The following is a 14,403-nucleotide window of genomic DNA, read 5'->3' on the forward strand; positions in this document are numbered from 1 at the left end:
TTTAAAATGTAAAAGTTTGAACTTAAAGTGTATGGTGTTTAATAAAAAAGAATCTATTTTGAAAAAAATTATTCAAAATAGATTCTTACGTTTTAGTATTAAGATTATTTTAATCAAAAACAATTTCTAAGCCTTCGAAATATCAACAAATCCTTCTCCGAACACATCACGAACATCGTGTATAGCGATGAACGCCGCCGGATCCGTAGTTTGAACAATCCGCTTTAGCTTCACTACTTCTTGCTTATTAATAACAACATAAAGAATGTCCTTCGGAGTTTTCGTGTAATAACCATGACCTGAATACACAGTAACCCCTCTACCCATTAAAGAAGTTACCTTCCCGGCAATTTCATCTGGTTTATCAGAAATAATTGTAATGGCCTTTTTCGGATTTAAGCCTTCAATTACAAATTCCATTACTTTCGTTCCTACATATAACATAATAATTGTCAGCATCAGTTTTTCTGCACCAATGATGAAATAAGATGAAAACGCAACGATTAAATCGAAGAACAGTAGACCATAGCTAATACTCCAGCCTAAATACTTATGCGTCATTCTTGCTAAAATCGTAGTACCTGCAGTTGTTCCACCAACGCGAATGATAAGACCAATACCACACCCGATAAATATTCCACCGAAAATGGCATTTACGAGCATTTCATCAGAAGCAATCGTCCAGCCTTCTGTTAAATGAAGAAATAGCGAGTTAGTCACTACAGCGATAATCGTATAAATCGTTGTAATCTTATTTAAAAATTTATAACCGACTATTAACAAAATCGCATTTAAAATTAAGTTAACTAAACCTGGTGACCACTCAAATAAATAGTACGTAATAATCGTGATACCTGTTACCCCGCCCTCACCAAACTCGTTCGGAATAACAAATAAATTGACACCTAACGCAAAAAGAAATGCACCGATAATAATAAAAATAATGTCTGTCGTTCTTTTTTTCATACAGTACCTCACTTCTTATGTAAATATTTATTCTGCCATAAACTCTCACTATTATATCGTGGAATATTCAAATCGAACAGTGGTTTGTTTTTATTTTAATATAAGATAAAAAATCAACATTATTTATTATGTACTGCAAATAAAGTTTTGATTTCACCCGTAATTTACTCTTAAAAAGAAATGCTGAACATTGACTTGCACAAATTTCAAATAAAAAAGTACCCATCTAATTGTCATACACAATGATAATTAGATGGGTACTGCATGATACATTTAGTTTTTACATGTATTGTTTGGAGAAAATTGCAAATAACGACTTATACTCGCCTTATTAAGACCAAATCCATACATCATCATTATTTTCAACGTTCGTCTTTGCTTCATGAACTTTTTCAATATGGTCAACTGTGTTCCAGTTAATAGAACTTCCGCCCCACCCTACATACTTCATATCAATTTTCACTTTCTCACCCACATTAAATACTTGTCCCTTTGTTAAGAAAACATCAATAATATCTTTCTTCCCATTTAGCGATGGATACTCAACTACGACATATTTAGTAGCACCGTCTCCCTCATCTTCCATCGTTCCTACTTTTGCTACTTCTCCAATTACATAATCAGGTGAGCCATCTTCTTTCATATGCATACCTAACTTGTTTGTTGTATTTTCAACTGCAGTTGCAACCATATATTCTGTAAAATTACGCATCATAGATCCAGTAGCTTTTACTTCATCTCCTACTTTAACGTTTGAAAGTGAATCAATATACACACTAACAGGTTCCTCATATTGCTGAGATTTTACAACAATTACACCGTTATCTACTTCTACTACTCGTCCTTCTAACGTCGAGAAGTTCGATTCAATAGAAGCTGCACTCGCTTTTGTTAGTTCTAATCCTGGTACATTTGTTCCTGATAATGCTGCGATCCCTAAAGCACCTGCTAAAATTATTTTTTTCATACCCATTATGAAACATCTCCATTCATGATGATTTTTTTTGATTGGATACGACCAATCTGTAACTATTATAGTTACAGCATATAAAAAATAGCAACCCTCTTTCTCATGCAATGATGCATACTGTACTTTTTAAATATAAAGCAAGAGGGCTTTAATTTAATTCAAAGCTAAAATAACCTTATGACCACGGTATAAAGAAATTAAGATCTACTTTCGGTCCTAAGGTTAATGAATAGCTTTATAAAAACTCAATCAAAATCTATTCAACTAGTTGAAAAATGAACCATGTCGAATTTTATTTTCATAAAATTCAAATTTCAAGGAGGTTTTACAAAATATTACACAGAATTATTCGTATATCGTAATATAATTGTATTTTTTTACGATTCATTTCATTTTATCTACCACGTTTAGACAAAATGAAATAAAACAATAAAAAGGAGAGAGATAGATTGAAAAGAAAAATTAGTACAGCTGTTGTAGGGTTATCAGTGTTTAGCTTTGGTCTTTTTGGTGTAAATATTGGGGATGGGGGCGTTGTAAAAGCAGAGCATGGCGATGTTCCTGCTCCAAAACTAGAGACACATGCTGATCTAAGCTCTAAATTAGATTCACATGGCGACACTTGGGCTCCTTCTTATACAAATACTCATGGGGAAGGAATGGCTCCTAAAAAAGAGAGTCACGCTGACTTCTTTGCTCCTACGTTAGAAGCGCATGGTAATACTGGCGCTCCTGCTTTAAATGTTGGTGATACTCCTGCTCCAAAATTAGATTCCCGTGACGATACTGGCGGCGCTCCTGCTTTAAACATCGGCGACACTGGTGGAGCTCCTAAACAAGAAGGGCATACACATTTCCCTGCTCCGAAAGTTGAATCTCATGGCAATACTGGCGGCGCCCCTGCTAATTCTGAACATAGTACAGGTTGGTAAGTTAACAAAATTAAAATCTATTTAGATTACCATTTTCATATACTTACAAGGAAACCATTCGATGTAACAAATATTATGTATATACATGATTTCTATTGTGATACATTCTAACTAAGAGAAATCTCCAATACATATGTGGTTTTCAAGTCTAAAAAATACACCTATTAATTAGGTGTATTTTTATTTTACCTCTCTATCTACTAATTAAAGAATAATTCCCTAAAAATCAAAAAAAACGAAGAATCTATCTATACTTCGGACACTTAAAGTACCACGAACGTTGCGATTTTTAGGGACAATCCGTATCAAACCTCCCTTTCCTCCCATGCCTAAAGGCGATAGCTTTCTTGTTCAGGAAAAGCTATAACCTCTCCATTCATGATGATTTTATTTTTCGGATTGAATACGACCAACTTATAATCATTACAGTTACAGATTGCAGAAAATATCAACCGTCTTTCTCATACAATGTTGCATACTGTAATTTTCAAATATAAATTGGTTATTCCTATATTCAACACTAAGACTGAATTCTTGAATCCCAGCAGGTAAACGAATTGATGATGAAGAAACTAATGTCATACATCATGTTTTTCAATAATACAGTTTGTATAATCGTAGTCCATTACATTCTGTAGCAGCGGAGTTAACATGTTAATAAAACCAAAGAGGTTACAAGCAGAAGATATCGTGGCGACAGTAAGTCCTTCATGGGGAAGCGCAGGTGATTCTGAGATAAGATAACGATATGACAGAGCTTAAATAAATAAAAACACTCCTATAAGATATGACTGTGAATTAGTACTTTTTAAATGATATGGAGATTACTTATCTAATGATAAAGGGGGATTTACGTGTATGGAGGTAACATTTACAGTAAGTAAGTGGGATGAAAAACCAATCGATGATAATAAAAAAGATTTCCCTATTAATATTGCTCATGTTGAATATGATATCGATGGGGAATTACAAGGAAAAGCTTTTGTTGAATACTTATTATATTATTTGGACTCAAATATAAATGATGGTCACTTGGCTACTGCTAAAATTTCTGGTTTTTTACACTTTGAAGGAATTTATAAGGGGCAACAAGGGACATTTACAGCTATAGAGCAAGGAATATTTGATAAAGGAAATTTAGATTCCCCAGGAACAATTATTAAAGCTACCGGTAACTTAGAAAACCTGAGAGGATCCTATAATTATCAGTTTACAGGTCAAACTAGTAAACTAATTTTAGAGTTTGAATTTCAGCAAAATACCTTATAATTTAGTGGAAAGGACATTTCTTGTAATACTAGGAATGTCCTTTTTGTTGACGAGTTTATCCATCACCTATTTTCTAATAGTTAAGAAAAGAACAGAGTATATTACATAACGTCTTATTATCAGTATTCAACGATACATCAAATTTTCGTTATGAGGGAAATTAAAACTCTAAGCCTGAGAGGCAGCGGGGGCCCACTTATTCATTACTTTTCCTACCAATCAAAGAATAATGCCTGAAAAGCTCCCCTGCATTACTTCTTTTCCAAGTTGATTCATACATATAAACATTTTAATTATCTTTGGACGTTTTTTCATCAGGTTCTAATTGTTCAATGGTTACGTCACAACGAATGGTTACTATTAATTGGTGACTTTCTATTAAATGAAAATCGCCTCTTATAGAGCGCAGTTTTACTTATGTTCATTCTTATGCAAATTCTGAAGCATATTCTTCGTATGTCTTTAATGTATTAAGCAATCGAGCTGATTCAATCATGATTTCGTTCGATGAATCAGTTACACAAATGACAATAAATCGATTATCATCTCTATCTCCAAACAACCCTTCTGATTCAAGTTCCATTAACACATTTAACGTTTCTTTCAACAGTGTATGTACTCGTATGTTAAAGTCATCTTCGACGATATTATGATATTTCTTAATAATTTTGTTCACTTCATCAAACATTCCAAAATCGTCCCATTCGCTCCACTCAACAGCTCCGTATCTATAATAATTGTATAAAGGGTCCGATTTATTAACTTTGATTAGTCTTTCTTTATTTGCCACTGGTCCAATGCTATTGACACAATCGTCTGTTAATATGGAGTACCCGTATATTGTGTCAACACCGCATCTTGTTAAAAGTTCGTTATAATGACAACGAATTGCATTTTTCAATTCAACATAAAAACTTTTTTGCAGCTGCATTTTCATCGTATTTCCTCCATTTTTTGTAGCGACCTGTTGTTACATATTTCAATCTTAACATTAAAATCAACATTAAACGTTTACTGAGCCAAAATAAGAAAAACCGAAACTAAAATCATTTCGGTTTTTCTAACTAAAGAAGTCTATTTATTTTAAAGAATGGACAAACAACCCACTACGCAGTTTCGGTTCAAACCACGTTGATTTCGGTGGCATGACTTCTCCGGCATCTGCGATTGCTAATAAATCTTCCATAGATGTCGGATATAATGCGAATGCTGCTTTGTATTCGCCGCTGTTCACAAGGCGTTCTAGTTCTTCTAATCCGCGGATTCCTCCGACAAAATCGATACGTGAATCAGAACGCGGATCATGTATTTCAAGTACTTGGCTTAATAAATGATCTTGCAGGATAGATACATCTAAACCTTTAACAAGATCATTCGCATCAAATGTTTCTTCTTTCACAGTAAGCTTATACCACTTCTCATTTACATACATACCAAATGTTTTTGGCTCATTTGGTTTATACGGAGAAACAGGTGCTTCTTCTACATAAAAGTACTGCGTAATTTGATTTAAAAACTGTTCCTCTGATAAGCCATTTAAATCTTTCACAACTCGGTTATAGTCCCAAATCGATAATTCATCATGAGGGAATAGAACCGATAAGAAGAAATTAAATTCCTCTTCTCCTGTGTAATTTGGATATTGTTCTCTTCGCATAAGTCCTACTTTTGCAGCTGATGCAGAACGGTGATGCCCATCTGCAATATAAAGATTAGGAATATCTTCAAATGCGTTTACTAAAGTCGTAATTACATCTTCATCTGCAATCTTCCACGCAACATGCTTAACACCGTCTTCTGCTGTAAATGTATAAATTGGCGCATGTTCTTCTTTCCAGCTTCTAATTAAATGCTTTACTTCATCTTTTGTACGGTACGTTAAAAAGATTGGGCCTGTATTGGCGTCACACACATCTACGTGGCGAATACGATCTAGCTCTTTTTCATGACGTGTTCTTTCATGTTTTTTAATTGTATCATCTTCATACTCATCAATAGATGTACAAACAACAAGACCTGACTGCGTTCTTCCTTGCATCGTCAGTTCATAAATATATAGCGCTGGCTCTTCATCTTGTATGAACACTTCTTCTCGTATAAATTGCTTTAAATTGTCGCCCGCTTTTTCATACACGCGATCATCATACGGTGACAGTTCAGGATCTAAATCAATTTCTGCTTTATCAACATGCAAGAAAGAATATGGATTCCCTTTTACAACTTCCCTTGCCTCTTCACTATTTAATACGTCATACGGTAAAGCTGCCACTTGTGCCGCTTTTTCCTCTACTGGACGAATGGCCCGAAACGGTCGTATTTTTGCCACATTCCTCTCTCCTTTACACAATCATTCGAACGGCTACAACACCTGTAATTTTGCTTATATTTTCTACAATATTCTCTTTTATTATATCATCAATTCCGTTATCGATATCAATCATTGTGTATGCCCAAGAATGTTTACTACGATTAATCATATCGGCAATATTAATATGATGTTCCGCTAAGCATCCTGTAATTTGCCCTACCATATTCGGGACGTTTTGATGCATAATTGTAATTCGTTTCTTTCCGATATACGGCAATTCTACGTTTGGATAGTTTACTGAATTACGAATATTTCCTGTCTCTAAATATTCACGTAATTGACGTGCTGCCATTACTGCACAATTTTCTTCTGATTCAGACGTAGATGCGCCAAGGTGAGGCGTCGCTGTTACATTTTTCATCTTTATTACATTTTCATTTGGGAAGTCCGTTACGTAATGTGTAATAATATCTTCTTCTAATGCCTTTTGAAGAACCTTTTCATCTACAAGTTCTCCTCTAGAGAAATTAAATAGACGCATCCCTCTTTTCATCTTCTCTACAGCGTGTTCCCCAATAATCCCCTTCGTTTGATTCGTAAGAGGAATATGCAGTGTAATATAATCACACGTTGCAAAAATTTCATCAAGGCTAAATGCTCTTTGCACATGTGTAGAAAGACGCCAAGCTGTTTCAACTGAAATATAAGGATCATATCCGATAACATCCATGCCTAACGCTAACGCATCGTTCGCAACTAAAGCACCGATTGCGCCAAGTCCGATAACACCTAGACGTTTCCCTGCAATTTCTGATCCAACAAATTGTTTTTTTCCTGATTCAACAAGCTGTGGTACTTCTTCACCCTCTAAGTTTTTCGTCCAACTTACACCATTAATAATGTTGCGTGAAGACATAATAAGACTGGCAATAATGAGTTCCTTTACTGCATTAGCATTTGCCCCCGGCGTGTTAAATACTACAATTCCTTTTTCTGTACATCTCTCGACAGGAATATTATTTACACCAGCGCCAGCTCTTGCAATCGCCTTTAAGGCTTTTGAAAACTCTTCTTGATGTAAAGAATAGCTACGAAGCAAAATTCCATCTGGATGATTGATTCTATCTCCTACTTCATAACGTTCTTCAGTAAAAACTTGCAAGCCTTTTTCTGCAATTTGATTTAACGTTTGAACACGAAACATATCCCCATCTCCCTATCTATTCTCAAGCTCAAATTCCTTCATATAATCTACTAATCGTTTTACGCCGTGTGCTGGCATCGCATTGTAAATACTGGCACGCATACCGCCAACTGAGCGATGTCCTTTTAACGTAACAAGGCCGCGTTCCTTCGCTTTTTGTAAAAACTCATTGTTAAGTTCTTCTGACGGTGTTGTAAATGGAATGTTCATAAGTGATCGATACGCAGGATCAACTGGTGAAGTAAACAATTTAGATTCATCTAAAAAATGATAAATAAGTGAAGATTTCATTCTATTTTGTTCTTCAATCGCAGATACTCCGCCTTGCTCTTTCAACCACTCTAGTACAAGTTTTGTTACGTAAATACTAAAGGATGGCGGTGTATTATATAAGGAGTTATTTTTACTGTAAGTTTCATAATTTAACATTGTCGGACAAGAGCGATCTGCTCCCCCAATTAAATCTCTTTTTATAATAGCAATCGTTAAGCCCGCTGGTCCTAAATTTTTTTGTGCTCCCGCGTATATAAGACCAAACTTCGAAACATCATATTGTTCTGACAAAATATTTGAAGACATATCCGCAACGAGCGGCACTCTTTCTATATGTGGAATATCCACATATTTTGTCCCCTCAATTGTATTATTCGTTGTAATATGTACATAATCTAGTTTTTCATCGCTTAGTAAACCGTCCAGTTTAGGAATCGTAGTAAACTTCTCTTGCTCGGAAGAAGCAATCACTTGTACTTCCCCAACTTTTTCGGCTTCTTGCAGTGCCTTTTTAGACCATGAGCCAGTTAGTACGTATCCAGCTTTTTTATACGTATTCATTAAGTTCAGTGGTATCATAGAAAATTGTAATGACGCACCGCCTTGTAAAAATAAAACATCATACTCATCAGGGATGCTCATTAATTCACGAAGTAAGTTACTCGCTTCCTCTATAATACTTTGAAAATAAGAAGATCGATGACTCATTTCCATAATAGACATGCCTGTCCCGTTATAATTTACAAGCTCCTTTTGCACTTTCTCTAAAACTGGCAAAGGGAGTATTGATGGTCCTGCTGAAAAATTATAGACTCTCTCCATTACCCTCATAACCTCCCTATTTCTCATTTTTATTATTTTTTAAACTTTCTGAATTATAACCCAAAATATAATACGTGGTCAATTTGTTTTCTATTATTACGGCGCAAGACGCAATGGAATCGCTTGCATGTGCAAACTATTTTTATAAACATACAAAAAAGTGTTAAGTACATAATCGTACTTAACACTCTAGTAATAAAGTATAATTGCTAATTGTCCGTGAAGAACCGATCAAAAATTTGATAAATAGCAGAAAGACCAATGAGCCAATAAATAGTGTCCACAAGCGCCGGCATAGAACCAAACCATTTCTCAACTACATTGTAATCTAACGCTACAAACAACCAATTCAAACCGCCGAGAATCACCAAAATTACTGTAAGGTAAGACAAAAATTTCATTATGATTGCCCCCTAGGTGATAAGATGGTGAAAGGCCTTTCACTAGAAATATATGTAGTAAACTTCAAAACTTACCTATTTTATAAAAATTATTTTCGGTACCAGCCGTTAATAACTGCCTCTGCTTCTTTACTATGTATTTGATACGGATGTGTACTATCATTAGAGCCAATAAACCAAATTGAAAAACCTTTAAAATATGGTTTCGGTTCTAATACATCGCGGTAAGCACGCCATCCATTTAATTGTACATCTTTCGAAAACACATTTGAAACATCTGGATTCCATGGATTTTGTAATCCAAGTTCACGTGCTGGAACGTTAAATCCACCGAAGTAAACTGGCTTTCCTGTTGCATTATGTAATTGTTCCAATTGCTGAACAACATTTTGCCCACGATTATATACTGTCGTCGCAAATAAACTTTGCTTCACTTCTTCATATGACGGATTTCTTTTTCCAGAAACTTCAAACCAACTATCGATACTAACAATATCTACCTTCTTTAAATACGGACGGTTTATTTTCTCTATAAACTTCTCTTCATAAGAAGAGTCCCAGCTTGCTGTTAACCACCAGTTCATTTGATACAAAATATTTCCTTTATACTGATTACGAACAAAATCAATTGTATCGCTCCAGTATCCTTCTGCATACTCCATATTCACGAAATTAGAAGCAATCTTTAGTCCATACACATTGTATTTACTTGTAATGGAATTAAAAATATCTTGCAGAATAACCGTCTTCCAATTCCAGAAGAAATCATTAATGTTACTTGGGTTCCATTCTGTCTCTCCAACATTCCCCTGCTGAATATATGGGAACGGTTCCACTATAACTTGAATATTACGCTTTAATAATTCTTGAATTAAAATAATAGCTTGTTGCTTTTGCGCTTGATTAATTACCATGTTAGTAGAAGTCACATTTGGGATATCTACTTGAATCGGTACATTTACTGTATTTAAATTTAAGCGCTCCACATCCGCTAATACTTTCGCTACATTTCCAACTTCCCATACTGTTACGTTTCCTGATTTGATTTTTCCAGATTGAACAGTATTTACATCTGCCTGTACATTTCCTTGAAAACAAAAAGAAAACAACATAATAAACACTCCTAAAAAACTTATTAAACTCTTATTTTTCTTCACAACTTTCCCCCTATAATTTTTGGCTTTCTTGATTATTTTATACAACGTTTCACATTTATTCCAGAAAAAAAATGAAGTTTCGTTCAACTATATTCATATAAATCTTCTAAAAATAGTAGGAAAAATAAAAAAGGAGCAGATTTCCGCTCCTTTTTATCCTTTTACGATTGAAATTATTGAATCCCTTCTGGTAACTTAATTGAATCAAACTTTTCATATGAATCAATCTTTATACTCACAACTGCATCCAATTTTTCCTTATCTGTACTAGCTTTTTTATCTGAGTTACTTTCACTCACTTTTATAGTTGTTCGCATCTCTTCAAATTTATAATCTTTTGTTATTATATATTCAATGTTAAACGCATCCATATTAAATCCTTCCGTTAATTTTTTCATATCTCCATTAATTTTTTGTAACGTATCTACCGCTTCTTTTCCCTTTAATTCAAGTGTAAGTTTATATGTGTCTCCATCTTTCTTTGCCTTCATTTTCTTTGCCTTCATTTTCTTTGCCAAAGCTTCTGGTAAATCTAACTCATTAAGTAAATTTTTACTGACCATTACATCATTTACATTAAATTGATCATTAGGTATCGTAACTAACTCTCCTGTATCAGGGTTTTTCACTTGAGCAGCGACCTTTCCATCTACTTCATACGTTACAATATCTGTACCACTTATTTTCATTTCAGCTCTAGAATTCTTCAGTTTCGGCTCCATTTGTATTTTCATTTTAATTTCTTCTGATTGGCCGCTCCCCTTCATTGACATAAGAGATGTCAATGTAAGATATTCCTCTTGTTTTAATCCGTCAGCTGCTTTTTTAAAAATATCTTTCGCTACTAACTCTTTTTCTTTTTTTACAGATACTGTTTTAGGTCCACTTGTTTTTTCACTGCTACAACCAGTTGTTAAACCTACTATTAGCGCCAAACTAGATATTACAACCATTTTCTTCATACTGATTCTCCCCATTTCCCACTTAAAAATATTTTCATCCCATGTATAGTAAATCAACTGAAATAAATATATATACAATAATTATTTAACCTCTAAACGAAACCAGTTATTCAATCCGTATACTAATGTAACTAAAGCTCCTATCACACCAAAAACAACAATATTTATACCAATTGACGAACCAAATAAAACAGCCATCATTGACACCATCAGTAATAGCATAGCAATACTATTTATCTTAATTTCTACTACATCGCCATCCTTTACTTTCTTTTCTTTACTTCCAAAAAAGAATTGTTTTACTTTAATATTCGCTTCATCTAATTCAAAAGGAAGCGTATATTCTTCGTTATTCTCAAGTTTCATTACTACTTCGTTATCTACCTTTACAGCAACTCTTGCTGCTCCGCCCATCATCCCTGTTGCCCTTATTACTTTAACGCTCATATTAAATCCCCCTATTCGATTTCACTGCAACTATTAAGAAATTTTCCTTGTTGTACACTACTTCATCCTCCGTTTAATAAACATAATATTCCAAAAGGTATTATAACAAGTCTCTGTATAATATTTTGTCAAAACTTGTCGCTTCTTTACAAAAAGGATATTTTATCCATTATCATAATAAAGAGACTCTTACAATCGTAAGAGTCTCTTGTATAAAGCAAAACTTTCATTAGCCGAAGGAGTATTACCTCATAAAGCTGGGCCATCTGCAAATAAGAACTTACTATCACTTCGGCTGCAAAGTTAATACCTTCCCCTCTATCCCCTCCGTATTCAATGTAGTCGTATGATACGTGCCATTTACCCAATCATCTATTTGATCATGATACCAATCGCTTCTAAAATGGCCCGACTGTCCTGGCCCTACGATATGATAACCGTTTGACATATCTTTCGTATCAATAATGAATCTCCAAGACGCCCCGTGATTTACAATGCCGTTTTCGCCGTAACTCGCTGCTTGCACGGTAACTTGGCTCCCACCAATTGGAACTGGCTTCTCACGATTAAAAGCGAGTAATGCTAACATACTCGATGATTTCGAAATGGGATGTGTAAAAGCGAGTTGATGGTAATCGCCCCACTTCCACTCTCCAACATCGGGTCCATATTCCTTCTGCAATTTCTTCATTACATTCTCGTACGATGTATGCACAACTTTTGTGAAACCTCCGTACTTCGTAAACCAAACGCTATTTTCTCCCGCTACTTCTTTTCGAATCAATTCATCAACAACTTGTGACTTCCCTTCAAATAACTCCAGTACATCTTTCGGTATTTCTTTTGAAAATAACGTATTTGAAATCTCTTTCATTAACAAATGGAATATTAATGGTGCCGCTTCATCTTTACTATCGTAAAAATTCCACTTTGTTAATTGGTCTACGCCTTCTTTCTCTACCTCATTTAAAGATGCTTTATTTAACTCTTTTAAAAATATAGGAGTAAACTCTTTCCCATATAAATTCTTTTGATCCATCTGTAACTCTTCTAAATCTTTCACCGTATACTTTTCCTTCTCTTGCAAAAATTCTTGAATACGCATTTGCCTATATGGCTGCGCCCACGTATTGCTAATATGATACGGATAATCATCATCAACAATTTTATTATTCGCAGTTGAAATAAACCCTTGTTTTGGATTAATTACTTTTGGAAGTTGATCAAACGGGATATACCCTTCCCATTCATATTCATCTGTCCATCCTGGAACAGGTAAGCTACCATCACCTTTTTTACGCACTGGTATATTTCCATTCGCTTTATAAGCAATTGTGCCGTCGTTTGATGCAAACACAAAGTTTTGGGTTGGTGTATGAAAATCTTGAAGAGCGGTTTCAAACTCATTCCAGTCTTTTGCTTTGTTCATATTTAATACAGCTTTTAACTCAGCTGACGGTTCTAAAGCTGTCCACTTTAAAGAGAATACTGTTTTCGTTTTCTCCTTCCCCTTATCCGCAAACTCTGAAATTACTGGTCCATGCCTCGTAATCGTAACGTTATAAGGAATTGTCTTCCCGCCTTTTACTTTAATAGACTCGTCTACAACGGTAGCTTTTTCCCATTTATCGTTATACAGAAATTCATTTTCATTATTAGGATTTCTCTTCTCAATATATAAATCTTGCACATCAGGCCCTGTATTCGTAACACCCCACGCTATTTTGTCATTGTGTCCTAATATAACACCTGGTACTCCAGCGAAAATAACGCCACTCACATTTAAACCTTTCATTTCAAGGCTCGTTTGATACCAAATAGAAGGGGTCGCAAGAGATAAATGAGGATCATCTGCTAAAATTGGCTTACCTGACGCACTCTTCTCACCGCTCACAACCCAGTTATTACTACCGTTAAACTCCGGCGGAATTATCGTTTTTGAAAAACTTTGTGCTACGTCCACATTTGTATTTTTCAGTTCAGCTAGCAATCTAGGAGCATCTTTCGGATATGCAGGAAATAGCTCATTCGCTTGCTCTTTCGGAAGATTTTTCAGCGCCCAATATCGAAATGCCTGTCCGTGCCAATGTCCTCCTAAGTCAAACGCCATATACTTCCCGATCGTTAAAGTATCAACAATTGACCACTCAGCAGGTTCATAACCTAATATAGTAAACTCAACTGGTAATTTCTTTTCCTCTTTCGCCTCACGTATAAAAGCGTTCACCCCATCAGCAAATGACTGCAGGGCATATTTCGCTTCTCCATCATATTGACTAACTGAAGCTTCGGCAGCTCGCCGTAAACCGAGTGTTCGAAACAATTTATCTCGATCAACAGCTGCTTCCCCAACAACTTCACTTAACATACCAGACGCTTGTCTTCTACTTAAATCCATTTGAAACAAACGATCTTGCGCTTGCACATATCCTTGTGAAAAATATAAATCATGTGCATTTTCCGATTTAATATGCGGTACACCTTTACTATCACGCTTCACCGTAACAGCTTGTTGTAAATCCTCTAGCTTTATCGTTCCATCTATCTTTGGCATAGATTTCAGCGTATATATGTTCAAAAAAATCGCAGCGGAAATAACTAACAAAAGAACGATACTACTAGCCCAAATAAAAATTCTTTTTCCCCTTTTTCGTTTCTTCTTTATAACGACTTCCATATAACCACCCCTTTC

At 35.0% G+C, this 14,403-nt stretch carries 13 protein-coding genes; 2 read left to right on the top strand and 11 right to left on the bottom strand.

From position 1 onward, the window contains the following. Positions 1 to 126 precede the first annotated feature (126 nt). Together NST27_RS15710 and NST27_RS15715 are read right to left on the bottom strand one after the other, a co-directional pair. Positions 127 to 966, bottom strand: coding sequence for a YitT family protein (locus NST27_RS15710; RefSeq protein ID WP_000747495.1), 840 nt, complete (start codon positions 964 to 966; stop codon positions 127 to 129). A 331-nt stretch (positions 967 to 1,297) separates the two neighbouring features. Then, the gene (locus NST27_RS15715) at positions 1,298 to 1,939 is read right to left on the bottom strand and encodes a F0F1 ATP synthase subunit alpha (protein WP_000525490.1); all 642 of its coding nucleotides are present in this window, start codon (positions 1,937 to 1,939) and stop codon (positions 1,298 to 1,300) included. A gap of 446 nt (positions 1,940 to 2,385) precedes the next feature. On the opposite strand from NST27_RS15715, the gene NST27_RS15720 reads away from it, so the two are divergent. Together NST27_RS15720 and NST27_RS15725 are read left to right on the top strand one after the other, a co-directional pair. Continuing rightward, entirely contained in the window at positions 2,386 to 2,868 is a 483-nt protein-coding gene (locus NST27_RS15720) for a hypothetical protein (protein ID WP_000823365.1), read from the top strand. A gap of 858 nt (positions 2,869 to 3,726) precedes the next feature. Then, on the top strand, positions 3,727 to 4,137 hold the full coding sequence (locus tag NST27_RS15725) for a DUF3224 domain-containing protein (RefSeq protein WP_000454094.1): 411 nt from the start codon (positions 3,727 to 3,729) through the stop codon (positions 4,135 to 4,137). A gap of 427 nt (positions 4,138 to 4,564) precedes the next feature. On the opposite strand, the gene NST27_RS15730 is transcribed toward NST27_RS15725, so the two are convergent. The 9 genes from NST27_RS15730 to NST27_RS15770 form a co-directional block, all read right to left on the bottom strand. Then, complete coding sequence (locus NST27_RS15730; protein ID WP_000783832.1) at positions 4,565 to 5,074, bottom strand: DUF4303 domain-containing protein; 510 nt, start codon at positions 5,072 to 5,074, stop codon at positions 4,565 to 4,567. A 141-nt stretch (positions 5,075 to 5,215) separates the two neighbouring features. Beyond that, positions 5,216 to 6,463 (bottom strand): DUF1015 domain-containing protein, encoded by a 1,248-nt coding sequence (locus NST27_RS15735; RefSeq protein WP_047386518.1) that lies wholly within the window; start codon positions 6,461 to 6,463, stop codon positions 5,216 to 5,218. Positions 6,464 to 6,476: 13 nt separating this feature from the next. Continuing rightward, positions 6,477 to 7,649 (bottom strand): 3-phosphoglycerate dehydrogenase family protein, encoded by a 1,173-nt coding sequence (locus NST27_RS15740; RefSeq protein WP_000490224.1) that lies wholly within the window; start codon positions 7,647 to 7,649, stop codon positions 6,477 to 6,479. A gap of 12 nt (positions 7,650 to 7,661) precedes the next feature. Beyond that, complete coding sequence (gene serC / locus NST27_RS15745) at positions 7,662 to 8,744, bottom strand: 3-phosphoserine/phosphohydroxythreonine transaminase (protein WP_000442937.1); 1,083 nt, start codon at positions 8,742 to 8,744, stop codon at positions 7,662 to 7,664. A 209-nt stretch (positions 8,745 to 8,953) separates the two neighbouring features. Next, complete coding sequence (locus NST27_RS15750) at positions 8,954 to 9,145, bottom strand: DUF378 domain-containing protein (protein WP_000670803.1); 192 nt, start codon at positions 9,143 to 9,145, stop codon at positions 8,954 to 8,956. A gap of 89 nt (positions 9,146 to 9,234) precedes the next feature. Next, positions 9,235 to 10,302, bottom strand: coding sequence for a glycoside hydrolase family 113 (locus tag NST27_RS15755; RefSeq protein WP_000739761.1), 1,068 nt, complete (start codon positions 10,300 to 10,302; stop codon positions 9,235 to 9,237). Positions 10,303 to 10,475: 173 nt separating this feature from the next. Continuing rightward, positions 10,476 to 11,264: a hypothetical protein gene (locus NST27_RS15760; protein ID WP_047386522.1), complete on the bottom strand. Its 789-nt coding sequence runs from the start codon at positions 11,262 to 11,264 to the stop codon at positions 10,476 to 10,478. An 81-nt stretch (positions 11,265 to 11,345) separates the two neighbouring features. Then, positions 11,346 to 11,711: a hypothetical protein gene (locus NST27_RS15765; protein ID WP_000114231.1), complete on the bottom strand. Its 366-nt coding sequence runs from the start codon at positions 11,709 to 11,711 to the stop codon at positions 11,346 to 11,348. Positions 11,712 to 11,997: 286 nt separating this feature from the next. Beyond that, positions 11,998 to 14,388 (bottom strand): penicillin acylase family protein, encoded by a 2,391-nt coding sequence (locus tag NST27_RS15770; RefSeq protein WP_000454324.1) that lies wholly within the window; start codon positions 14,386 to 14,388, stop codon positions 11,998 to 12,000. Positions 14,389 to 14,403: the final 15 nt, after the last annotated feature.

It is taken from the genome of Bacillus sp. FSL W8-0770, from assembly GCF_038008705.1.
Lineage (GTDB): Bacteria > Bacillota > Bacilli > Bacillales > Bacillaceae_G > Bacillus_A > Bacillus_A cereus.